At 61.9% G+C, this 22,219-nt stretch carries 26 protein-coding genes and 1 tRNA gene; 15 read left to right on the top strand and 12 right to left on the bottom strand.

The features are described from left to right. Window positions 1-3 precede the first annotated feature (3 nt). A complete protein-coding gene (locus KY084_RS06425) occupies window positions 4-1,518 on the bottom strand; it encodes a replicative DNA helicase (RefSeq protein ID WP_219237608.1) in 1,515 nt (504 codons plus the stop codon). A gap of 123 nt (window positions 1,519-1,641) precedes the next feature. Between KY084_RS06425 and KY084_RS06420 the strand changes: the two genes are divergently transcribed. From KY084_RS06420 to dcd, 4 genes are read left to right on the top strand one after another with little or no spacing between them, the layout of a single operon-like run. Then, window positions 1,642-2,124, top strand: coding sequence for a UPF0262 family protein (locus KY084_RS06420; protein WP_219237607.1), 483 nt, complete (start codon window positions 1,642-1,644; stop codon window positions 2,122-2,124). 3 nt (window positions 2,125-2,127) lie between these two features. Next, a complete protein-coding gene (locus KY084_RS06415) occupies window positions 2,128-2,826 on the top strand; it encodes a glycoside hydrolase family 25 protein (protein ID WP_219237606.1) in 699 nt (232 codons plus the stop codon). Continuing rightward, the gene (locus tag KY084_RS06410) at window positions 2,816-3,259 is read left to right on the top strand and encodes a cytidine deaminase (RefSeq protein WP_219237605.1); all 444 of its coding nucleotides are present in this window, start codon (window positions 2,816-2,818) and stop codon (window positions 3,257-3,259) included. The genes KY084_RS06415 and KY084_RS06410 overlap by 11 nt, the downstream gene beginning before the upstream one ends. Window positions 3,260-3,306: 47 nt before the next feature. Continuing rightward, on the top strand, window positions 3,307-3,861 hold the full coding sequence (gene dcd / locus KY084_RS06405; RefSeq protein ID WP_219237604.1) for a dCTP deaminase: 555 nt from the start codon (window positions 3,307-3,309) through the stop codon (window positions 3,859-3,861). A 258-nt stretch (window positions 3,862-4,119) separates the two neighbouring features. On the opposite strand, the gene KY084_RS06400 is transcribed toward dcd, so the two are convergent. From KY084_RS06400 to KY084_RS06385, 4 genes are all read right to left on the bottom strand, one after another. Beyond that, on the bottom strand, window positions 4,120-4,545 hold the full coding sequence (locus tag KY084_RS06400) for an ExbD/TolR family protein (RefSeq protein WP_219237603.1): 426 nt from the start codon (window positions 4,543-4,545) through the stop codon (window positions 4,120-4,122). 27 nt (window positions 4,546-4,572) lie between these two features. Further along, entirely contained in the window at window positions 4,573-5,049 is a 477-nt protein-coding gene (locus KY084_RS06395) for an ExbD/TolR family protein (RefSeq protein ID WP_219237602.1), read from the bottom strand. Between the two features lie 90 nt (window positions 5,050-5,139). Continuing rightward, on the bottom strand, window positions 5,140-5,925 hold the full coding sequence (locus KY084_RS06390; RefSeq protein ID WP_219237601.1) for a MotA/TolQ/ExbB proton channel family protein: 786 nt from the start codon (window positions 5,923-5,925) through the stop codon (window positions 5,140-5,142). Window positions 5,926-5,981: 56 nt separating this feature from the next. After that, window positions 5,982-6,662 carry an energy transducer TonB gene (locus tag KY084_RS06385; RefSeq protein WP_219237600.1) on the bottom strand — a complete coding sequence of 227 codons (681 nt, stop codon included), beginning with the start codon at window positions 6,660-6,662 and terminating at the stop codon, window positions 5,982-5,984. A gap of 365 nt (window positions 6,663-7,027) precedes the next feature. Between KY084_RS06385 and KY084_RS06380 the strand changes: the two genes are divergently transcribed. Further along, on the top strand, window positions 7,028-7,753 hold the full coding sequence (locus tag KY084_RS06380; RefSeq protein WP_246586930.1) for a hypothetical protein: 726 nt from the start codon (window positions 7,028-7,030) through the stop codon (window positions 7,751-7,753). Here KY084_RS06380 and KY084_RS06375 read toward each other — a convergent pair. The 3 genes from KY084_RS06375 to KY084_RS06365 form a co-directional block, all read right to left on the bottom strand. Further along, window positions 7,734-8,483 carry an SDR family oxidoreductase gene (locus tag KY084_RS06375; RefSeq protein ID WP_219237599.1) on the bottom strand — a complete coding sequence of 250 codons (750 nt, stop codon included), beginning with the start codon at window positions 8,481-8,483 and terminating at the stop codon, window positions 7,734-7,736. The genes KY084_RS06380 and KY084_RS06375 overlap by 20 nt on opposite strands. Beyond that, complete coding sequence (locus tag KY084_RS06370) at window positions 8,480-8,860, bottom strand: dihydroneopterin aldolase (RefSeq protein ID WP_219237598.1); 381 nt, start codon at window positions 8,858-8,860, stop codon at window positions 8,480-8,482. Before KY084_RS06370 ends, KY084_RS06375 begins: the two co-directional genes overlap by 4 nt. Window positions 8,861-9,009: 149 nt before the next feature. Further along, window positions 9,010-9,780, bottom strand: coding sequence for an alpha/beta fold hydrolase (locus tag KY084_RS06365; protein ID WP_246586954.1), 771 nt, complete (start codon window positions 9,778-9,780; stop codon window positions 9,010-9,012). 184 nt (window positions 9,781-9,964) lie between these two features. On the opposite strand from KY084_RS06365, the gene KY084_RS06360 reads away from it, so the two are divergent. Further along, window positions 9,965-10,570 carry a TetR/AcrR family transcriptional regulator gene (locus KY084_RS06360; protein ID WP_219237596.1) on the top strand — a complete coding sequence of 202 codons (606 nt, stop codon included), beginning with the start codon at window positions 9,965-9,967 and terminating at the stop codon, window positions 10,568-10,570. Between the two features lie 69 nt (window positions 10,571-10,639). On the opposite strand, the gene KY084_RS06355 is transcribed toward KY084_RS06360, so the two are convergent. Then, window positions 10,640-11,272: a glutathione S-transferase family protein gene (locus KY084_RS06355; RefSeq protein WP_219237595.1), complete on the bottom strand. Its 633-nt coding sequence runs from the start codon at window positions 11,270-11,272 to the stop codon at window positions 10,640-10,642. An 88-nt stretch (window positions 11,273-11,360) separates the two neighbouring features. On the opposite strand from KY084_RS06355, the gene KY084_RS06350 reads away from it, so the two are divergent. From KY084_RS06350 to KY084_RS06335, 4 genes are read left to right on the top strand one after another with little or no spacing between them, the layout of a single operon-like run. Then, window positions 11,361-11,912, top strand: a complete 552-nt coding sequence (locus tag KY084_RS06350) for a GNAT family N-acetyltransferase (protein WP_343227964.1) — start codon at window positions 11,361-11,363, stop codon at window positions 11,910-11,912. Between the two features lie 11 nt (window positions 11,913-11,923). Continuing rightward, the gene (locus tag KY084_RS06345; protein ID WP_219237594.1) at window positions 11,924-12,490 is read left to right on the top strand and encodes a DUF1285 domain-containing protein; all 567 of its coding nucleotides are present in this window, start codon (window positions 11,924-11,926) and stop codon (window positions 12,488-12,490) included. After that, window positions 12,487-13,089 carry a CoA pyrophosphatase gene (locus KY084_RS06340; RefSeq protein ID WP_219237593.1) on the top strand — a complete coding sequence of 201 codons (603 nt, stop codon included), beginning with the start codon at window positions 12,487-12,489 and terminating at the stop codon, window positions 13,087-13,089. The genes KY084_RS06345 and KY084_RS06340 overlap by 4 nt, the downstream gene beginning before the upstream one ends. Next, window positions 13,086-14,288: a CCA tRNA nucleotidyltransferase gene (locus KY084_RS06335; RefSeq protein WP_425516720.1), complete on the top strand. Its 1,203-nt coding sequence runs from the start codon at window positions 13,086-13,088 to the stop codon at window positions 14,286-14,288. The genes KY084_RS06340 and KY084_RS06335 overlap by 4 nt, the downstream gene beginning before the upstream one ends. On the opposite strand, the gene KY084_RS06330 is transcribed toward KY084_RS06335, so the two are convergent. Both KY084_RS06330 and parC read right to left on the bottom strand, forming a co-directional pair. After that, window positions 14,261-15,877, bottom strand: coding sequence for a putative bifunctional diguanylate cyclase/phosphodiesterase (locus KY084_RS06330; RefSeq protein ID WP_219237687.1), 1,617 nt, complete (start codon window positions 15,875-15,877; stop codon window positions 14,261-14,263). The genes KY084_RS06335 and KY084_RS06330 overlap by 28 nt on opposite strands. A 152-nt stretch (window positions 15,878-16,029) precedes the next feature. Next, a complete protein-coding gene (gene parC / locus KY084_RS06325; RefSeq protein ID WP_219237592.1) occupies window positions 16,030-18,270 on the bottom strand; it encodes a DNA topoisomerase IV subunit A in 2,241 nt (746 codons plus the stop codon). A gap of 210 nt (window positions 18,271-18,480) precedes the next feature. On the opposite strand from parC, the gene purC reads away from it, so the two are divergent. The 4 genes from purC to KY084_RS16685 all read left to right on the top strand — a co-directional run bounded on the left by purC (window position 18,481) and on the right by KY084_RS16685 (window position 20,940). Then, window positions 18,481-19,260: a phosphoribosylaminoimidazolesuccinocarboxamide synthase gene (purC, locus tag KY084_RS06320; protein WP_219237591.1), complete on the top strand. Its 780-nt coding sequence runs from the start codon at window positions 18,481-18,483 to the stop codon at window positions 19,258-19,260. A 95-nt stretch (window positions 19,261-19,355) separates the two neighbouring features. After that, a complete protein-coding gene (purS, locus tag KY084_RS06315; RefSeq protein WP_219237590.1) occupies window positions 19,356-19,586 on the top strand; it encodes a phosphoribosylformylglycinamidine synthase subunit PurS in 231 nt (76 codons plus the stop codon). Beyond that, a complete protein-coding gene (purQ, locus tag KY084_RS06310; protein WP_219237589.1) occupies window positions 19,583-20,248 on the top strand; it encodes a phosphoribosylformylglycinamidine synthase subunit PurQ in 666 nt (221 codons plus the stop codon). Before purS ends, purQ begins: the two co-directional genes overlap by 4 nt. Beyond that, window positions 20,245-20,940 (top strand): Crp/Fnr family transcriptional regulator, encoded by a 696-nt coding sequence (locus tag KY084_RS16685; RefSeq protein WP_219237588.1) that lies wholly within the window; start codon window positions 20,245-20,247, stop codon window positions 20,938-20,940. Before purQ ends, KY084_RS16685 begins: the two co-directional genes overlap by 4 nt. A gap of 256 nt (window positions 20,941-21,196) precedes the next feature. Here KY084_RS16685 and KY084_RS06300 read toward each other — a convergent pair whose 3' ends face one another. Continuing rightward, window positions 21,197-21,898: a queuosine precursor transporter gene (locus KY084_RS06300; RefSeq protein ID WP_246586929.1), complete on the bottom strand. Its 702-nt coding sequence runs from the start codon at window positions 21,896-21,898 to the stop codon at window positions 21,197-21,199. Between the two features lie 108 nt (window positions 21,899-22,006). Here KY084_RS06300 and KY084_RS06295 point away from each other — a divergent pair. Then, window positions 22,007-22,083 (top strand) — tRNA-Arg (locus KY084_RS06295). Window positions 22,084-22,219: the final 136 nt, after the last annotated feature.

The raw sequence follows: 22,219 nt of genomic DNA, 5'->3' as shown, positions 1-22,219 counted from the left end.
GCCTCACTCCCCCATGTCATACCCGCCATAATCATGGCCGGCATAGTCGCTGAACCGCGTAATCTCCGATTCGAAGCGCAGGATCACCTTGCCCGTCGCGCCGTGGCGCTGTTTGGCGACGATCAGTTCGGCCAGACCGTCGACGCGCTGCATGTCCATCGCCCATTTGGTATGGTCTTCGAACACACGGGCGTCGTCGCCTTCCTGCGGCAGTTTCGGCTCTTTCGCCGCCATGTAGTAATCCTCACGAAACACGAACATCACGATATCGGCGTCCTGTTCGATCGATCCCGATTCGCGAAGGTCGGAAAGCTGCGGGCGCTTGTCCTCACGCTGTTCGACCGCGCGGCTGAGCTGCGACAGCGCCATGACCGGAACGTTCATGTCCTTGGCCAGCGTCTTCAACCCGCGTGAGATTTCGGAAATCTCGTTCACGCGATTGTCCTGCGCCCTGCCCGAGCCCTGCAGAAGTTGCAGATAATCGACAACCACCAGGCCCAGTTCATCGCCCAGCTTGCGCTTCAGCCGCCGCACGCGTGTGTGCAGGCCGCTGATCGTCAGGCCCGCCGTGTCGTCGATATACAGCGGCAGATCGTTCAGGTCAGCCGCCGCATCGGCAAGGCGAGCGAATTCCGCCTTGCTGATCTTGCCCATGCGCAGATTTTCTGAACTGATCCGCGATTGTTCGGCAAGGATACGCGTCGCCAGCTGGTCCGCCGACATTTCCAGGCTGAAAAAGGCGGTTTTCGCGCCAACCGATTTTTCGGGCGGCACTCCGGCGGCCATATCGTCCATCCACCGGCGCGCAGCATTATACGCGATGTTGGTCGCCAGCGACGTCTTGCCCATGCCAGGCCGTCCGGCAAGGATCATAAGGTCCGAATGATGCATGCCGCCGATCTTGGCATTCACGCTGTCGAGGCCCGTGGTAATCCCCGACAGATTGCCGCCCGAATTAAGCGCCTTGTCCGCCATGCGGATCGCCATCTTGCTGGCTTCGCTGAACGATTTGACCTGATTGGTCGTATTGCCTTCGCCCGCCACTTCATACAGCAGCTCTTCGGCATTTTCGATCTGCGCGCGCGGATCGACCGTTTCGCTGGTGTCCATCGCGCGTTCGACCAGCGTGCGCCCCACCGTCACCAGCGCGCGCAACATAGCGAGATCGTAAATCTGCTTCGCGAATTGCCGCGCACCGATCAGCCCCGCGCCGCTCCCGGTAAGCTGCGCCAGATAGGCAGGGCCGCCCAGCGCCTTCATCCCCGCATCGTCGGTGAACAGCGGGCGCAACGTGACCGGATTGGCGAGCATATCGGCAACGCGAAGTTCGCGAATCTTGCCATAAATGCGGGCATGTACAGGTTCGAAGAAATGCTCGGCATCAAGCGTATCGATAATCTCGTCGGCAAGCCGGTTGTCGATCATCATCGCGCCCAGCAGCGCGGCCTCCGCCTCCACATTCGCGGGCAGCCGGATTGCTTCGGCGGATTCGGTATCGTTGCTGGGGTTCGTTGCCATATCCAGCCTCTTTTCAGAACGGGCAGCGCCGCTCAAGCGCGATTGCGACAAAGTGGCTGTGGAAAACGGGGGCGCGTGCTTCGCCCGTTGCCATCAGCGCGCAAAATCGGCATCGCTCACCGCATGGCCGATCCCAGGATCATCGACGTTACGCTCGACGAGGGCACGATATTATGGCGCAGCGCCGATATCGAGCAGGAACGGCGAATCGCGATCTTCGACCTGCTCGAAGAAAATCATTTCGAACCGCAGCGCAAACATCCCGACGGCTATGCCGGACCCTATAAGGTGAAGTTGCGCGTGGAGGAGGGGCGGCTCGCCATCGACATTCTGCGCGCGGATGACCGGCATCTCGAAACGCTGGTGCTGGGGCTTGCACGTTTCCGGCGCCCGATCCGCGATTATTTCAGCATATGCGACAGCTATTATCAGGCAGTCCGCAAGGCCGGTCCCCAACAGATCGAAACGATCGACATGGCGCGTCGCGGAATCCACAACGAAGCGGCGGAATTGCTGCGTGAGCGGCTATCGGGCAAAATCACGGTCGATTTCGCCACCGCGCGGCGGCTTTTCACGCTGATCTGCGTCCTGCACATCAAGGGTTGAGCCATGGTGAGCGATGCGTTCCGGCGGCGGCTGACGATTGCGTGCGCGGTTACGATTCTGTTCGGCGCGGTTGCGCTGGCAGCCGCGTTCTACGCCACCCGCTGGCATCCCGCACGCGACGCATATACGCTTCAGGGGGTTGACGTGACCGGCGCGAACGGCGTGATCGACTGGTTCGTGGTCCGCGCGCAGGGGGCCGATTTCGCCTATGTGCGCGCGACGATCGGCGCGGATCGCCGCGACACGCGATTCGCCGACAACTGGGCCGCACTTGAGGCGGTGGACATGCCGCGCGGCGCGGTGCACGTCTTTTCCCTGTGCAGCCCTGCAGCAGCGCAAGCGGCCAATTTCGTACGCACGGTGCCGCGCACCGGCGATGCCCTGCCCGCTGCCCTGGCATTGGATTTCAGCGACGATTGCACCGCGCGGCCGTCACGCGAAACCGTAATCGCTCGCGTGACGTCGTTTTTGCGCCTGACCGAAGGGCATGCGGGCAAACCGATGCTGCTGCGTCTGTCGCGCCAATTCGAAAAACGCTATCGGATCAGTGAAATCATCGATCGCCCCGCCTGGGTGGAAGGCCGCTTCTTCGCGCCGGACTATACCGCCCGACCGTGGCGGATGTGGCGGGCAAGCGACGTCCGGCGGATCGATGGGGTTTCCGGGACGGTAAACTGGGATGTGATCGCCGATGACCGATGATGCGAAACGATTGATCGACGCAGCGCGCGATGCAGCGCAAAATGCCTATGCGCCCTATTCCGGCTTCGCGGTCGGTGCGGCCATCCTGCTGTCCGATGGTGAGATAGTTACCGGCGCGAATTTCGAAAATGCGAGCTACGGCCTGTCGCTCTGCGCTGAAACGGTGGCAATGGCTAAGGTCGGCAACCTGGGCAGGCTGGGCGATGTGGTGGCCGTGGGGATCAGCGGATCGCCGATCGGCGTCGACAGCGAAGCGGCAGTGCACCCATGCGGGCGATGTCGGCAGATTTTGAACGAGGCCGCGCAGTTGGGCGGCCGCGACCTGGCGGTTCACTGCGCCGGATCAAGCGGCGACGTGTATCAGACGCATCACCTCAGTACGCTGTTGCCGCATGCGTTCGGCCCCGCCGACCTGCCGCCGCAAAAGGGATAGCCGCGCATGCTTGCCCGCCGGACACCGCTTCGCCTAAGCCCGAATGCATGAGCATTCTTTCGGACCGCTGGATTCGCGAACAGGCGCAAAAAAATGGCATGATAGAGCCGTTTACTGAGGGTCAACGGCGCGAAGGCTGCATCAGTTACGGCCTGAGTTCCTATGGCTATGACGCGCGTGTTGCCGATGAATTCAAGATTTTCACGAATATCGACAGCGCCGTGGTCGATCCGAAGGATTTTTCGGAAAGCGGGTTTGTCGATCGCAAGACCGATTGCTGCATCATCCCGCCGAACAGCTTCGCACTGGCCCGCACGGTGGAATATTTTCGCGTTCCGCGCGACGTACTGGTAATCTGCCTCGGCAAATCGACCTATGCCCGATGCGGGATTATCGTGAACGTCACTCCGCTCGAACCCGAATGGGAAGGACATGTGACGCTCGAATTTTCGAACACCACCCCCTTGCCCGCCAGAATTTACGCCAATGAGGGGGCATGCCAGTTCCTGTTTCTGAAGGGCAATGAGCCGTGTGAAACCAGCTACGCCGATCGCGCGGGCAAATATATGGGGCAGCGCGGCGTGACCCTGCCCCGCTTATAGCTGCTGAAGATTCGCTGCATTCGGTCACGGTGGCGCGCAAAAGCGTCCGACCCTATGCGAGCGATAAGCGGGATCGAGGTTACTGTGATCTCCGAGGCTGTCGCGTATCTCGGCGCAACCCGCCGGCTCGCTTATGACCGCCTTCGGTGCATGAATGTATCTTGAAATAACCGTCAGGCCTGTTTCTACCCGATTACCACTATGAACAAAAAAGGGCGGCCGAAGCCGCCCTTTCGATATTGATCCCATCGAGATCGGTCAGAAATCGTTGCGATACTGTTCGTTGCCGACAAATCCCATTTTCGTAACATTAGCGCGCTTGATGATCGCCAATACTTCGTCAACGCGATTGTAACGAGCCTGCGGATCCGGCTGGAAATGCAGTTCGGGTTGCGGGTTCATCCGTACCGTTTGATCCAGATACTGGCGAAGCTGAACCTCGTTAATGGGTTGGCCGTTCCAGGTGATCGCACCTTCCGGTGAAATGATCACCTTGTTCTTGTCAGGTTCGACCGTGTTCTGCGGCTGATCGCTCGGCTGAGGAAGATCGACCTTCACCGCATGGGTCTGGATCGGGATCGTGATGATGAACATGATGAGGAGAACGAGCATGACGTCGATCAACGGCGTCGTGTTCATTTCCATCATCGGCTCGCCATCATCGCTGCCGCCACTCATTGCCATGTCAAACTACTCCTAAAGCCGCGATGTTCAGCGATTGACCTGGATCGAACCGGGAGGGGGTTCGGAAATGAAGCCCACCTTCGCAAAGCCCGCCGACTGCATGGTATAAATCGTACCGCCGATGCACTTATACGGCGTGTTCACGTCACCGCGAATGTGCACTTCGGGCAGATCGTCGGGCGTGATGTTCGAACCCAGCCGGTCGAGTTCCGCTTCCAGCTTGTCCGCCGCACGCTGAAGCAGTTCCTTGCTGTCGACGCGGGTAAGGTTCCAGTACACCTCGCACCCGTCAGCGCCGTTTTTCACCGACAAGGAAACATTTTCAGGCTTTGTCGTGGTCGGTTCAAACGCAACCTCGGGAAGCGTGAGGTTGACCGTCTGGACCACGACGGGAACCGCGATCAGGAAGATGATCAGCAGCACGAGCATCACGTCCACGAGCGGCGTCGTGTTGATGTCCGACATCGGTTTTTCAGCGGTATCTCCGCCTACGCTCATCGCCATGTGCGCGTTATCCTATCGTCTACTCTTAAGCATTCCGGGCGGCTGGATCGGCGGGCGTTACGATGCCCGCCGATCCATATTAACCGCCGATCAGGCAGGCTTTTTCGGCACGCCGCCGGTCTGCCCGCTGGTCGTGGTTTTGGCGGCAGGCTTGGTGCCGGCAGCCTTCACGTCCGGACGGACCGCGCCGTTCGATGCCAGATAACCCAGAACGTCGTTCGAGAACGCATTCAGGTTTTCGGCGATCGACTTGTTGCGACGCTGCAGGAAGTTGTAGGCAAGCACGGCCGGAACCGCCACGATCAGACCGAGCGCGGTCATGATCAGCGCCTCACCAACCGGACCGGCAACCTGGTCGATCGATGCCGAACCCGATGCACCGATCTTGATAAGTGCGCGGTAGATGCCGACCACCGTACCAAACAGACCGATGAAGGGCGCGGTCGCACCGACGGTCGCGAGGAACGCCAGACCGCCACCCAGCTGAGAATTGATTTCCGCTTCCGAACGCGCCAGCGAACCGTGCAACCAGTCATGCGCTTCGACCGGATCGGTCAGCTTGGCATGCTGTTCCTGCGCGGCCAGGCCGTCATCGACGATCTGACGATAGGCCGAGTTCTTGTCGAGCTTGGCCGCCCCTTCACGAAGGCTGTTGGAGTGCCAGAACGCGCCGCGCACCCGCTTGCCCTGATTGATGATCTTCTGCTGCTCGAACAGCTTCGTGAAGAAGATGTAGAGCGAGACGAACAGGAACAGCACCAGAATGCCGAACACTGTCTGGGAAATCAGCCCGCCCTCGCGAAGCGCGGGGATCAAGCCGTACGGGTTGGACCCGGCTGCCGCCGTGCCGCCTTCGGCAAGAAGAGTGGTGAACATATCAGGTATCTTCCTCTAGCAAGAATTCGTTCAAATAAAGATTCGCTTCCGGTGGCTCAGCGATCCAGCTTCCAGGTAACGCCCTGCACCTTGGTTTCGGGAATCTTGTTCCCGTTCGGATCTTCGGCGGGCTTGTAACGGAAACGACGCTCAATCAGGCGACATGTTTCAGCATCCAGCTCGCTCGAACCACTCGACGTCACCGTCGAACAGGTATCGACCCGACCATTGGTGCCCACGGTGAAGCGAACCACCGTGCGACCTTCGTCCCCGGCACGCCGCGCTGCCGGCGGATAGTCGGCATTGCTGATCGAACCACTGCGCAGTTCCGCCTTCGAAGCGACGCGCGGCGGAGCCGGCGGCGCGGGCGGGGGCGCAGGCGGCGCAGGCGGAGCCGGCGGCGCGGGCGGTGCAGGAGGCTGGCTCGGCGGGATGATGTCCGACGTACGGATCATCGGCGCGGGAGCAGGAACCTTAACCACCGGCGGCTGCGCGACCACGGTGGTCGGCGGCGGCGGCGGAACGGGTGTGTCCGGCGGCGGCGGCGGCGGCGGCTCATCCGGCGGCGGGGGCGGCGGCTCGTCGATATCGAACGTCTCTAGGTTATCCTGAACCTTTTTGACGTACTGATATGCGAGACCCGTGACGAAAGCATAACCGACAGCGGCGAGAATGACCGCGACCATAACGATCGCGATGACGCGGCTACCAGCAACATCCCGGTCAGCATAAGCCATTCAGCGAAGTCACTCCTCAATTACTTAACGCCTTGGCGGATAGAATCCCGGACGGACGTAGGATAGCCAGTATCCACCCATCCCGGTTCGTGCCGCCCGGAGGCCGAGTCTCTATCGTGACGCCCGGATGGACGCAAACGCTTTTGTCGAACAATTCCGTCCTGCAATCGGCCAATGGCAGATTTATTGCTGTATCGGAATCGCTCTATCGCTTAACGTCGCACGCCATGACTGGTTTCCCAACAATTATTCGCACCGTTGCGCTTGCGACGACCATTTTTTTCGTCGCGCCCGCGCAGTCTCAGCAAATACAACGCCCTATAGCGTCTGATGCTCCGTCCTATACCGCGATCGCAGACTTAGCGTTGCAATCCCCGCTGGTGATCGACGGCGTGGTTAACAGCGCAGTCCGAATCAAGGGGCAGGAAGCGGCCGACGCACCCCCCGGATATGCGCGTTTTTACGAACAGATTAACGTCAACGCGCTGATCGGCGGCAGCGGCGCCTTGCCTGCGCGCGTCGGATATGTGGTCGATGTTCCGTTCAGCCCGGACGGACGGCCGCCGCGCCTGCGCGACATGCGGGTGATCGCCTTTGCCCGGCCCGTGCCCGGCCGCCCCGCCCAGTTACAGCTTGTCGCGCGCGATGCGCAGAAGCCATGGTCGCCCGAACTCGATAGAATGGTGCGATCGATCATAACCGAATCGGTCAGTCAGGACGCGCCGCCCGCCCTCACCGGAATCGGAAACGCGTTTCACGTCCCCGGCACCATTCCCGGCGAAGGCGAAACGCAAATCTTTCTCACTACCAGCGACGCGCCGATTTCGATCTCGATTCTCAGCCGCCCGAACCAGCAGCGGCAATGGTCGGTATCCACCGGCGATATCGTCGATAATTCGGCCGGTCCGCCGCGGCCCGACACGCTGCTATGGTATCGCCTCGCCTGCGGCCTGCCGCAGAAGTTGCCCGATGCGGCGCTCGCTGGGCAGGAACCGTCAAACGCCGCAGCGGCGCGTGATGATTATCAGTTCGTTCGCAACCAGCTGGGGCCATGCGGCGAACAGCCGGCGGTCACCGCGCCAAGTGGATAAAATCGCGGTCGAAGCTGACCATCGAAGCGCCCGCATCGACGAACAGCGTCTGCCCGGTCACCGATCGGGCGGACGCAAGATACAGCACTGCATCGGCGATATCTTCGGCAGACGGCAATCGGCGCAGCGGCATCATCGCGCATAGCCGCTCCAGTTGCGGCTTAGAATAATCCTCCGTCGCCATGGTCAGTCCTGGCGCCACCGCGTTCACCCGGACATCGGGGGCAAGCGTTCGCGCCAACAGCCGGGTCGCTTCCGCCAGCGCCTGTTTGGATAAGGTGTAAGCGGGCTGATCACGGTGCGGATTGCGGATGCGCTGATCGACGATGTTGACGACCGCCCTATCCTCCCCACCCGCTTCGGCCACCGCTTGGGCGAGGAGCAGCGGCGCGCCGGTATTCACGCGAAAATGACGGTCGAGCGCGGCCATGTCGGGAACGCTGGCCTCGTCAGGATCGAAAAGCGAGGCGTTGTTAACGAGCAGCGTCGGCGGCGCACCGAAATGCTCCGCCGCGCGCGCAACCAAGTGCATCGCCACATCGTCGCGGGACAGGTCCGCGTCGAAACAGGACCAGCGACACCCGCTGGCGTCCAGCCGACGCGCCAGCCAGTCTTCAGCCAGCGGATCGCTGCTAGCGTGCAGCGCCACATCATACCCCGCATCGGCCAGTCGCGCGGCAATGTGCCCACCCAGTCGCCGCGTGCTGCCGGTGACCAGCGCCAGCGTCATGACGGCTGCTTGCGCTCGCGCACCAACGTGATGCCGATCGATTCACCGGCTTCCGCGATCGCCAGCTTGACGATCTTCACCTCTACCCGGCGCACTCGCCTGTCGCTTATGAACACCGTGTCGCAGATATGATCGGCAACCCCCTCGATCAGCGTAAAATGCACGCCCTGCGGCAGCGCACCGGTCGCGGCATGCTTCAGGTCGAGATAGCTTTTCGACGCCGATAGCGGCGTATCGGGTTCGAAATGTTCCGGACATTCGAAATCCGCAGTGATCGAAATACGCAGCGGCTGGGGAAGATGCGTCTCTTCGGAATAGACGCCGGTCAGGACCTGAACTTCGAGATCGTGAACCTGAAGCTGAAGGCTGTCGGGCAATGGATTACGCCTTGGCAATGGATGAACGAGCGCGCGCTGTAGCACATGGAGGCGCAGCGGATCGACAAGCAGAATATGCCGAACAGGAAATGGGGTATGTGAGCCAAAATATGACGTCTCACAGCACCCCGAAACCCGTTGTCGGGAGCCTAAGCAGAATCTTGCAAATTGCCCCAAAACGTCGTCAGAGCTTCGGCAACTGGCGCGGGCGTCTCTTCCGGCCACCAATGGCCGACCCCCTCCAAATACGCCATTTTCGCACCCGCATGCTGCGCGGCCCACTCATGCTGCGCCACTGTGCCGCTCGCACGCCCAAAATCGTCTACCGCGATGAGAGCAAGGCCCGGCCGTTTGGCAGCGCCAGTCAAAAGCCGCCCAGCCTCAGCCATCGCCGGTTGTCGTGCTGACCGCAGCAATTTGAGCACGGTGCTACCCATCTCCAGGTCCATGCCTGCCGCAACCCGCTCCGCCATGCGTCCGGTCATGCCAAGGGACAAGGTTACCGAGAGACGCTGCGCCATGTCGCCTCCCCATATTTCCTCGACCGAGGCTTCGCCCACACCTTCCTGTTGCCATGCCTGCGCACGCGCATGCCAGACATAATCCGGCGCAAATACGCCGAGCGCGTCCGAGGCCCAGCTGCGAACCAGATCCGGCCGCACCATGGCCAGCGCCGCAACGATGATACCGCCCCAGTCATGTCCCACCAGATCCACCGGAGCACGGAACAATTCCAGCTGGGATGCAAGCCAGTCGCGATACGCCAACAGCGACGGTTCGAACCGGCTTGGCGCGGGTGAACCAAACCCTGGTGGGGACAGTGCAATCGCGTCCGCCCGATCAAGGGCTCCGATGAGTGGTCCCCAAACGATTGCAGACTCGGGGTTTCCGTGAATCAGAACGAGTGCTGCGTGCGCCATGTCTACATCTCGCATATAGTTGTTATCCGACACGCAAGTATCATAACGGCGTTAAGATGCAATACCATTGCTCGTTTGTTTCTTTTGCGCAGCTTGCGTCTCCTTACACACGCTTGCTATCGGCGTGGTAAGCAACCACGCTGGCGAAAACATGCTTCGCTGAACCGAATTCTGGATAGTCCTGATGCCCGATCAGACTCCCGCTCGCCGGACGCAGCAAGAGCGGCGCGCGCAAACCGAACGAAAGGTATTGGCTGCCGCGACGGCCCTTATCGCCGAGCAAGGTTCGCGCTCACTCACTCTGGCGAAGGTCGGCGAGGCCGCCGGATACAGCAGAGGGATCGTCTCTCATCACTTCGGCAACCGCGAAAATTTGCTCCGCGCAGTGATGCGCGACGCCCAGACTTTCGATCTTCCCATACCGGGGGGCAGCGCTGGCTCGTGGCTGGCAGATACGGTTCGTGCCTATCTAAAGAATATCAATAATCAACGCCCCGCTGCCCGCGCATTTTTGCAGATGTGGGGCGAAGCGATTGCAGCCGACCCCGTCCTGATGCCGCTTTACGCACGACAGGACGCTCGATTCCGGCGCTTGTTAGCCGACAAAATCAACGAAGGGGTTCGCGATGGCTCGGTTCGGGCAGACGCAGACGCCGAGGCGATGGCCGTGTACCTGCTTGGACTTCTGCGCGGGATCGCGCTGCAGCTTATCTCAACGCCCCCCCCATCGCCGGCAGGCGCGATTATCGATGAGGCCGTGCGAGCGACCCGGCATGCGCTGAAAGCATGAACCTGAGGCTTCAGGTGAACATTGCCCTGCTGGATATGTTAAAGGTGTGCTGTCCTGGCGGTATAAGCGTCATGCCGACGCGCTGGGGCGAGCCGAAGCAGCCGTGTACCAGCGCTGGATTCCCGCCTGCCCATCGCCCACCTCCAGCCGCGCCGCACGCGCGAAGTCAATTGTGATCAGCGCAGTGATATCGGCAAAACTGTACGAATCTCCCGCCAGCCATTCGCTTTGCGTCAACCGGTTGTCGAGCGCTTCGGTAAAGGCACGCCACATGATCCCGCCGCGCGTGGCGAGTTCGGGAATTTGCGGAATCGTGGGCCAATGCCCCGGCTCGCCCCGCCCGGCAAGGCGCGGCTGGCAGTTGCGGAAAACATAAACTGCCGCGGCATAGCCGTCCGATTCGACCCGGCGGGTCCAGCTTTCGATCCTGCCGATATCCAGGGGAGTGGCGCCGAACATGCAGGGTTCGGGATGCAACGCTTCGATATAGCGGCATATCGCGGCGGATTCGGTGAGCACTTCGCCCGAATCGAGTTCGAGCGCAGGCACCGCGCCGCGCGGATTGATCTTCAGATAGGGATCCGCGGACTGTTCGCCCTTGCGCAGATCGATCGTCTCCCGCGGGACGTCCACTCCCTTTTCAGCGAGGAATATCCGCACCCGGCGCGGACTGGGCGCCCATTCGGCATCATATAGTTTCATCGGCCGCTTCCTTGCGATTGGCTTTGCGCTCGATCATCCGCAACGCTAAAGCGCGCGGCCCGTCCCGTCCATTGCCAGCAGAAATGTCGTGCAGCCAGAATTCGTCCCTCTAGACCGGATCGATCCCGGCGCGATCGAATCGCTGCTCGATCGCGCGTTCGGGACCGACCGGCATCACCGCACTGCTTACCATATCCGCGCCGGGGCGCTGCCCATGGACGCGCTCAGCCTGGCTGCGCTCAGTGACGGGGGGGAACTGGTAGGTTCGATACAGTGCTGGCCGGTACAGCTTCGCGATGGCGCGCGGACGACGCCGCTGGTGATGGTGGGGCCGATCGCGGTGGATATCGATCATCAGAATATCGGGATCGGGCGGGCGATGCTGCGCGAAATACTGGGGCGGGTCGATGCAGGGGCCGCTGCCGACACCGGGTCGCAGATGCTGATTGGCGACCCGGGCTATTACGCACCGTTCGGCTTCACTGCCGATGCAACAGGAAATTGGGAGCTACCCGGCCCGGTTGAGCGCCACCGGCTGCTTTCGCGCGGCGCGGCGCTTCCCTTTTCGTACGGCCGGCTGGAGGCTCGCCCGCTTCCCGCACCCCGATCCGGCTTGCGGTCGGCCGCCACCCTGGCCTAGGCGGTTTCGCGATGCCGATGCCGCCGTTACCCGATCTGGAATCGCTGTCGCTCGCCGAAATCGCCCGGCTGGCGCAGGATCGTCGTCTGCCACCGGTGGAAAGCTGGAACCCGGCGCGCTGCGGCGACAGCGAAATGCGGATCACGCGCGACGGCAGCTGGTATCATCGCGGCGAGCCGATCGCCCGCCCCGCCATGGTGCGGCTGTTTTCCACCATTTTGCGGCGCGAGGCGGATGGTGGATATGTGTTGGTCACGCCGGTCGAGAAACTGACAATCGCGGTGGACGATGCGCCTTTCGTGGCCGTCGAAATGAAGGCGGAGGGCACGGGGCGTCAATCGCGCCTCGCCTTTCGGCTCAACACCGGCGACCTTGTCGTGGCGAACGGCGACCACCCCATCCGCTTTGTCGCCACCGCTAACGGTCCGCACCCCTATTTGCTGGTCCGATACGGGCTGGAGGCATTGCTCGCCCGGCCAGTCTATTACGAACTGGCCGAACGCATTCTTGCGGATCAAGATGGCCCGTCAGGCATATGGAGCGACAGGGCTTTTTTCGCCGTGGGAGATGCCGAATGAGCTTGTTCGAACGGCTTTCCGAAGCACTGGGCGACGCCTCACCCGATCATGTCGTGCTGCTGACCGGCGATGACGGCGATGCGATGCTTGGCGGCGATACCACGCTGATCGACGCGGCAGTCCTGGTCGCGGTTACCGATCGCCCCCATCCGGGCGTGATCCTGACCCAGCGCACCCGCCATTTGCGCAATCATGCCGGCCAGATCGCGTTTCCCGGCGGACGCAAGGACGACAGCGATACCGATCTGGTCGCCGCGGCGCTTCGCGAAGCGCATGAGGAGATCGCTCTGCCGGCCGATCAGGTGCGGATCGTCGGGTTGGCCGACCGCTATCGCACCATCACCGGATTTCAGGTCACGCCGGTGGTCGGCGTTATTCCGCCCGATCTTCGCTTTCGTGCCGAACCCGGTGAGGTCGATGATGTGTTCGAAGTACCGCTCGACTTTCTGCTCGACGCCACCAATCATCTGGAAGCGGAAGTCGAATGGCAGGGCCGCAATCGGCATTATTACGAGATATTCTGGGATGAACGCAGGATCTGGGGCGCGACCGCGGCGATGATCGTCAACCTGTCGCGCAGGCTGTCCTGGACGCCATGAAACTCCCCGATGCACCCTGGCGCGACCGAGAGGGGCTGGATGCGCTCGGCCAGGCGCTCGGCGCCGATCGCGGCGAAGCGCGATTCGTCGGCGGCGCGGTGCGCGACACGCTGATCGGCATACGGGTTGCCGATGTCGACATGGCCACCATCCACCGGCCCGACGCGATATTGGCGATGCTTGCCGATGCCGGCATCCGCAGCGTTCCGACCGGCCTGAAACACGGCACGATCACCGCCATCCTGGGCAGCGGTCCGATCGAAGTAACAACGCTTCGTCACGATCTGGAAACCGACGGACGCCACGCGACGGTGGCCTTTACCGATGACTGGCGGGCCGATGCCGCGCGACGCGATTTCACTATCAATGCACTGTACGCCGATCCCCTGTCGGGGGAAGTTTTCGATTATTTCGACGGGCTGGGCGATCTTTCGCAGCGCCGCGTTCGGTTCATCGGCGATCCGTTGCAGCGCATTGCCGAGGATCATTTGCGTATCCTGCGCTTCTTCCGCTTCCTCGCCCGGTTCGGCGATTCGCCCGACGAATCCGGCCTTTCCGCCTGCATCGCGCGAGCCAACGACCTGATGGCGCTGTCGCGCGAACGCATTGCCGACGAAATGCTGAAGCTGCTCGTCGCACGCTCGGCCGTGGCAGTAGTCGCGCTCATGATCGAGCATCAGGTGCTCAAGCCTGTGCTGCCGGAAATCGATACAAGCGGCGTTGCGCGCCTTGACCTGTGCGTGAACCGGGAAGTCGAAGCCGGCCTCGCTCCTGATCCCATCCGCCGGCTGGCTGCACTCTTGCCGCGCGATCCGAAAACGGCCGAGAATGTGGGGGCGCGGCTGAAACTTTCCAATGCGCAGCGCAGGCGGCTGGGCCATGCAGCAGTCGATGCCGCGGGGTCAGCCGAGGAACTGACCTATCGCTTGGGGCGCGAGAGCGCGCTCGATCGGCTGATTTTGACCGATATGAGCGACAGCGAGGCCGCAATTCGCCGTATCATGGACTGGCCGGTTCCCGGCTTCCCACTGACCGGAGGCGCGCTGGTGGCGCGCGGTATCGGCAAGGGACCGCAAGTTGCTCAACTGCTGCGTGAGATCGAGGACCAATGGATCGCGGAAGGCTTTCCCGACAAGGGGCGGGTCGAAGCCCTTGCCGATGCAAAGGTCGATCAGGCGTTGCGATCAAGCAGGAACTGATACGCGGCATTCGGCGCAAGCGGACGCGCGTATAGAAAGCCCTGTCCATAGGTGCAGCCGAGCGCGGCCAGCGTCTGGGCCAGTTCGTTGGTTTCGATGCCCTCGGCAGTGGTCGCCATGCCCAGCGCCTGCGCAAGCGACAGGACGGCGCGCACAATGGCGATCTTGTCGCGATCGGCCAACATGCCGGCAACGAAGCTGCGGTCGATCTTCAACACATCGATCGGCAGCCGCTGAAGATAGGCAAGGTTCGAATAGCCGGTGCCGAAATCGTCCATCGCCAGTGTCGCGCCGATTTCCTTCAACGCGTGCATCAGTTTCGTGATTCGATCGGGGTCCGACACGATCGCGCTTTCGGTAAGTTCCAGCGTAATCCGGTCGCCGCCAAGGGCGTATCGGGAAAGCGTATCCTGCAGCAGCTGCGGCACATCGTCTCGCTGAAGCTGGATCGCCGACAGGTTTACCGCCAGTTTCACACCCTGCGCCGCTTCGCCGCCCCGATCCCAAAGCGACAGGGTTTTCGCCGCCTCTTCGATCGCCCAGCGACCCAGCGGAACGATCAGGCCCGATTCTTCGGCCACGGGAATGAATTCGCTCGGCGGAATTTCCTGCCCCGCCTCGTTCCGCCACCGGGCGAGCGCTTCGAACGACACCACCCGGCCGGTCGCCAGATCGCAGATCGGCTGATAATGCAGCATCATCCGGCCGGTATCGATCGCCCGTCGCAACTCGGTTTCGATACCGAATTGGCGGCGGGCTAGCGCGAAAATCTGGCTTTGATAGATTTCGGTCCGGCCCGTGCGCTTGGCGCGGTTGACCGCGAACTGGGCATGACGGATCATATCCTCCACCACGCGCATATTGTCGGTCCCCAGCGCAACGCCGATGGCGCAATCGACGCGAATTTCGAAATCCGACAGCCGAAACGGGCTGGCCAGCGCGCCGCGAATGCGTGACGCCACCTGGACGGCGTCTTCCGGTCCGTCGTCCAGCACGAGAAGGATGGCGAATTCATCACCGCCGGTTCGCGCCAGTACGTCGCGTCCGCGAAGTGCGCCTTTCAACCGCCGGGCCACCGAAATCAGCAGTTCGTCCCCCGACACCCCGCCCATACAGGCGTTGATCCGGCTGAACCGGTCGAGATTGATCGCCAGAACCGCATATTGGTCGCGGCGGGCATCGTCGATCGTAGCGTCGATCAGATCGCCAAAGCCCGTCCGGTTGGGCAGCCCGGTGAGCGCATCGGTGCTCATTTCGCGCCGGAGGCTGTGTTCGGTGCGCTGCTCGCCGGTCTGATCGACCAGACTGACCAGGCATTGCGGATCGGCACCGCACGCCGAGCGCCGCGCAAGGGTTACCTGAAAATAGCGGCAATCGACCGACGAACCGAGTTCCCATGAAAAGCTGTGACGCGAATCGCGCGAAAGCAGGAAGCGTTTCATAGCGTTGCCAAGATGCTGCACGAGCGGGGATTGTGCGGCGGCAGTGCCCAGCCCGGCATGGCGAAATGGCTGATTCACCGCCCCGAAGCACAGTTCACCGTTGCTCAACGTCACGATCGCGGCGGGAATGGGCAGCAGGTCGAGCATGGCCGACATCGGTGCCGGGTCCGCGCCATGGCCCGACGATGCCCGCTCCTCCGGTTTGGGCGGAAAATCCGTCTTCGGCGTTCTGGACCGATGAAATACCATTGGTTCGTGCGCTACATCCCGACTGGTTAATTTCCCGTCAAAGCACAGGATCAGAAGCGATTATCGCGCGGAAATCCGTTGGGCGGCATTCGCCCCGCCGCGCCGCGCGCCGCGCGCCACTGGCTCATATCGCTTTCGGTGCGCGTTCGCCCCTGTTCGCCGCCCATGGTCCAGCTCAGCCCCTCTTCGAAACGAAAGGTGCGCGCATCCGACAAGCCGCCGTCGCGATACCGCTGAAGCTGCACCCCCTGCCCGCGCGTCAGTTCGGCAAGTTCGTTGAGCGGGAAAACCACCAGTTTGCGATTGTCGCCGATCGACGCGACATAATCATCCTGCGCCTCGACCGGGCGAACGACCTTCAGTGTCGCGCCCTTGCGCGGATTGACGACCTGCTTGCCCTTTCGCGTTTCGGCCAGAACATCGGACGTCTTCACGATGAAACCGCGTCCATCGCTTGCCGCCACCAGAATCTTGTCGGCCATGCTTGCAGTCAGCAGCCCTGCAATGTCACCGTTCAGGTCGATCATCAGCCCGACCGGTTCGCCAAAGCCCCGGCCGCCGGGCAGCTTGTCGGCGCCCAGCGTGTAGAAACGCCCGGTTTCGGACGCCAGAAGCAACTTGTCGGTCGTGTGCGCATGAAAGGCGAAGCGCGGTCCGTCGCCTTCCTTGAACTTCAGCGTATCGGCGGTGGAAAGGTCTACATGTCCCTTCATCGCGCGAATCCAGCCGAGGCGTGAAAGGATCACCGTCACCGGTTCGCGTTCGATCATCGCCTCCAGCGGGATTTCGCGCGCGGGTGCCGCTTCCTCGATCCGCGTTCTTCGCGCACCAAGCGCGGTTTCGGGGCCGTAGCGATCGCGTATCTTGCCGAGATCGCGTTTCAGCCGCGTCCGCTGGCGCGCATCGGAACCGAGCAATTTGGTAAGGTCATCCTGCTCCTTTTCCAGATCGGCGCGCTCGCGCTTCAGTTCCATTTCCTCCAGCTTGCGCAAACTGCGCAGCCGCATGTTCAGGATCGCCTCGGCCTGCCGGTCGGTGAGGTCGAATTCGGCCATCATCACCGCTTTCGGCTCATCCTCGGTCCGGATGATTTCGATCACCCGGTCAAGGTTGAGGAACGCGATGATATAGCCGTCGAGCAATTCCATCCGATCGGCGATCTTCGCCAGCCGGTGTTCGGTCCGGCGGCGAAGCACGATGAACTGATGATCGACCCATGCGAGCAACGCTTCGCGCAAGCTCATCACTCGCGGCGTCCGGGTTGCGTCCAGAACATTCAGGTTCAGCCCGAACCGGCTTTCCAGATCGCTCATGCGGAACAGGCCGTCCATCAGCAGTTCGGCATCGACCGAACGGCTGCGCGGTTCCAGCACAATGCGTATCTCGGCATCCGATTCATCGCGAATATCGGCAAGGATTGGCAGTTTCTTGTCGTTGATCAGCCCTGCAATCTGCTCGATCAGCTTGCCCTTCTGCACGCCATAGGGGATTTCGGTAACCACCGCGACCCAGGCCCCGCGGCCCAGAACCTCCACCTCCCAGCGCGCGCGCATTCGGAACGATCCCTTGCCGGTACGATATGCCTCTGCAATCGCTTCGGGGCTGTCCACCACCGCTCCGCCGGTGGGAAAGTCCGGCCCCCTGACATGGGTGAGCACCTGTGCGTCATCCGCCCCCGGCTGATCGATCAGCATGATCGCGGCATCGATCAGTTCGGCGGCATTGTGCGGCGGAATGCTGGTCGCCATCCCCACCGCGATCCCGCTCGCGCCGTTCGCCAGCAGGTTCGGGAACAGGCCTGGAAACAGCTCCGGCTCGCGATCCTCGCCATTATAGGTAGCGCGGTAATCAACGGCGTCTTCATCCAGACCCGCCATCAGGTCGATCGCGACCTGGGTCAATCGCGCTTCGGTATAGCGATAGGCAGCGGCGTTATCGCCGTCGATATTGCCGAAATTGCCCTGCCCGTCGACCAGCGGATAGCGAAGCGCGAAGTTCTGCGCGAGACGGACCATCGCGTCATAGACCGACTGGTCGCCGTGCGGATGATATTTGCCGATGACATCGCCGACCACGCGCGCCGATTTCTTATACGCCTGATTGGGGTCGAGCCGAAGCAGGCGCATCGCCCATAACAGCCGCCGATGAACGGGTTTCAGCCCGTCACGAACGTCGGGCAGCGATCGCGCGGTGATCGTCGACAGCGCATAGACGAGATATCGTTCGGACAAGGCGCTGTCGAACGGCGCATCGACGATCTGATCGAAGGGGTCGGAAAAATCTGTTGCCATCGCCTGTGTCGATAGCAGGGCTTTTTGCGCCATGCGAGCCGGTTGTTCCCGGTGCGTTTCGCTGTGCTGCGGTTATGCAGATTATCGGGTGCGCAGCTTGATTGCGCCCCATGCGGTGCTGATGTATAGCCGCTGTCCGATTGCCCCGGCGCGCGCGGTTCACCCGTGATCGCCGGGGCTGACTGTTTTTGCTGCAAGGATATTCGCGCCATGGCTCGCCGCCGCCAAATCTACGAGGGCAAGGCCAAGATCCTCTATGAAGGGCCGGAACCCGGTACGCTCATCCAGTATTTCAAGGACGATGCGACTGCGTTCAACGCGCAGAAAAAAGGCACGATCAACGGCAAGGGCGTGTTGAACAATCGTATTTCCGAGCATGTTTTCACGCTGCTCGGCAATATCGGCGTGCCGACCCACTTCATCCGCCGCCTGAACATGCGCGAACAGCTTATTCGCCAGGTGGAGATCGTTCCGATCGAAGTGGTAGTGCGCAATGTCGTCGCCGGATCGATGGCCAAGCGACTGGGGATCGAGGAAGGCCAGCCGCTGCCGCGCACGATCATCGAATATTATTACAAGGATGATGCGCTGGGCGACCCGCTGGTCACCGACGAACATATTCTCGCATTCGGCTGGGCCAGCCAGGACGAACTGCACGACATGGCCGATATGGCGATTCGGGTGAACGACTTTCTGTCGGGCCTGTTCGCAGGGATCGGCATCCGTCTGGTCGATTTCAAGCTGGAATTCGGCCGGATATGGGAAAATGATTATGCCCGGATCATCCTCGCCGATGAAATCAGCCCCGATGGCTGCCGTCTCTGGGATATCAATACCGGCGAAAAGCTGGACAAGGACCGGTTCCGCCGCGACCTTGGCGGCGAAGTCGAAGCCTATCAGGAAGTGGCCCGCCGCCTTGGCCTGCTTCCAGAAGGCAGTGATACCGAGGTGCTCGACCTCGACAGCCATCGCAAGCGCCGCGGCAAATAACCGCCGCGCCGCCGAATCGACCGATCCGGCTTGCGAGGTGCGTTCGGGCGCGATAGGCGGCTGCATCACCCCTTAGCAACCGGAAGGCACCGCCAATGAAGCTCCGCATTATCGTCACGCTAAAACCCGGCGTGCTCGATCCGCAGGGCAAGGCGATCGAGCATGCGCTCGGTTCGCTCGGCTTCGACGGCGTCAACGGCGTGCGCGCGGGAAAGATTTTCGAACTCGACGTCGCCGACGCGACCAGCGACGAAGCGATTGACGAAATGTGCCGAAAGCTGCTCGCGAATACGGTGATCGAAAATTACCGGGTCGAACGGCAATGAAGAGCGCGGTAATCGTCTTTCCCGGCTCGAACTGTGATCGCGACGTCGCGGTCGCGCTGGAACAGGTTACGGGGACCCGCCCGGCGATGGTGTGGCACGGCGAAAGCGCGCTGCCCGACGGAACCGGCCTGATCGCGCTGCCTGGCGGCTTTTCCTATGGCGACTATCTGCGCTGCGGCGCGATCGCGGCACGTTCGCCGATCGTCGCGGCGGTGGTCGATGCGGCAAACCGCGGGATGCCCGTTCTCGGCATCTGCAACGGGTTTCAGGTCCTGACCGAAATCGGCCTGCTGCCGGGCGCGCTGATGCGCAACGGCGCGCTGAATTTCGTGTGTCGCGACGTGACGCTGAACGTGGAGAATGATCGTTCGCTTTTCACCAACCGCTATTCGTCGGGCGAACGGATCACGATCCCGGTTGCGCATCATGACGGCAATTATTTCGCCGACGACGAAACGCTCGACCGGCTGGAGGGCGAAGGCCAGGTGGCGTTTCGTTACACCGGCAACATCAATGGGTCAGCGCGCAACATCGCGGGCATCGTCAACGAAAAAGGCAATGTGCTTGGCATGATGCCGCATCCCGAACGCCGGATCGAAACGGCGCATGGCGGCGATGACGGACGGCGCCTGTTCGAAGGGCTGCTGGAGCGCGTGGGGTGAATGACGGCCCCGCCTTTTGCGATCAGTGCACAATCGCCGACCGCGCGATCTGTGCAGTGCTCGGCGAGGCGGAGCGCGAAGAACTTACCCGCTATGGCCGCCGCCGCCGCTATTCGCGCGGCGACACCATCATCGCGGCGGGCGATAGCAATTATGGCTTTGCAACGCTGATCCGCGGCGCTGCAAAGATCGCAACGATCGATGCCGACGGGACCGAACGCATCGTCGCCCTCGCCCACCCGGCGGGGTTGCTGGGGCAGTTGTTCGCGCCCGGTGACGACCTGCACGTCATGGCGTTGACCGATAGCGAAGCATGCCTGTTCCCGCGCGAACAAATCGAATCGCTGGTCAACAGCCACCCCGCGCTGGCCGCCCGGATGTTGCAGGAAACGACACGCGACCTCGGCCGTGCACGAAGCCTGATAGATCTGATCAGCAAGCGCAAATCGACCGCACGCGTGGCGGCGCTGCTGCTTGAATTCGCGCGCGCGGCAAGCCCGGCGGCTTGCCATGACGCCAAAGCCTTCGACCTTCCGCTTTCACGCGGCGAAATGGCCCAATTGCTGGGCCTGACCATCGAAACCGTCAGCCGGACGCTTACCGGGCTGGAACGCGACGGCCTGATCGAACGGCGCGGCGCGCACGGCATCGTGATCAGGGACCAGGACGGCCTCACCGCCCTGGTCACCTGACACCCACCAGACGAAGCGTGCAGCGCCCTCATGCGACTCCCTTGGGACACGACGCCACGCGTTTGGAACCGCCCCACGCATCCGGCCCCATATAACTTCGCTCCGTCACCTGCACCAACCGGACCTGTCCCTGTGTCCGGTTGGTGCGATCACGCCAAAGGCCGGATACCGACATTGCGTGTCTGGCGGGTTGACAAAAACGCTATGCCCCGCCGCGCGCAGCTTCGCCTTGCGTTCGGTCAAAAGCGCCGAAAAACTATATGCGAGTGCGAAACGGTGTGAAGTCGGTTCGCTCGTCAAAGACATCCACGCCTTCGCGCCGCTTCAGCCATCCGACCACCAGATAGGTCACCGGCGTCAAGAGCACCTCCCAGCCGACCTTCAAAACCCATTGCGTAAGCAGCACGGTGACGACAAGCGCGTGGTTCCAGCCCTCAGCTCCCCAAAAAGCGAGCGGATAAAAGATCAGGCTGTCGACGCCTTCGCCAAAGATCGTCGATCCGATCGTCCGGGTCCAAAGATGCCTGCCCCCGGTCATAACCTTCATCTTCGCCATTACGAAGCTGTTGACGAATTCCCCAGCCCAGAAGGCGCAGATCGACGCGCCAACGATACGGGGCACCTGACCGAATACCGCTTCATACGCTGCCTGATTGCCCCAGCCCGGCGCCGGCGGAAGCGTAACCACGACCCACGCCATGAAGGCCATGAACACCACCGCGCCGAACCCGGCCCAGATCACCCGGCGCGCGCGGGCATAGCCGTATATTTCGGTCAGCACATCGCCGAGGACATAGGAGATAGGGAAGAACAGGATACCCGCCCCGAACGGCCAGTCGCCGATCAGCGGCAGGCCGATTACCGCCACCTTCCCCGCACCGATCACGTTCGACAGCAGCAGGATGGTGACGAATGCCGCCATCAGGAAATCGAAATAGCGAAAATGTCCGCCGGCCATGTCGCCGGCTTCAACCCGGCGCGGCGGTGCGCCATCCCCCGTTTTCATGGCCCGAATTATGATCGGCATTTTCCAACCGCGCAATTGTCGTTATTGCAGCCTGCGCGCGCGCCCGTAGCTCAGCTGGATAGAGCACGAGCCTTCTAAGCTTGGGGTCGCAGGTTCGAACCCTGCCGGGCGCGCCAATCCCTTTTTTGTCCATTACCATTATGATGCCGATGCCCGGCGCGTTTCAAATACGCCCCGCGCGTTTCGGCATGGTGCTTTTGCGGTTCTGCACAGCTTTGGGCGTTGGCGCGGCAAGCGATAAGGCTACACTTG

Origin of the sequence: Stakelama flava, from assembly GCF_019351405.1 — a bacterium.
GTDB classification, from domain to species: Bacteria; Pseudomonadota; Alphaproteobacteria; order Sphingomonadales; family Sphingomonadaceae; genus Sphingomonas; species Sphingomonas flava_A.
The sequence above is the reverse complement of the archived record's forward strand: the minus strand, read 5'-3'. Positions and strand labels throughout refer to the sequence as shown.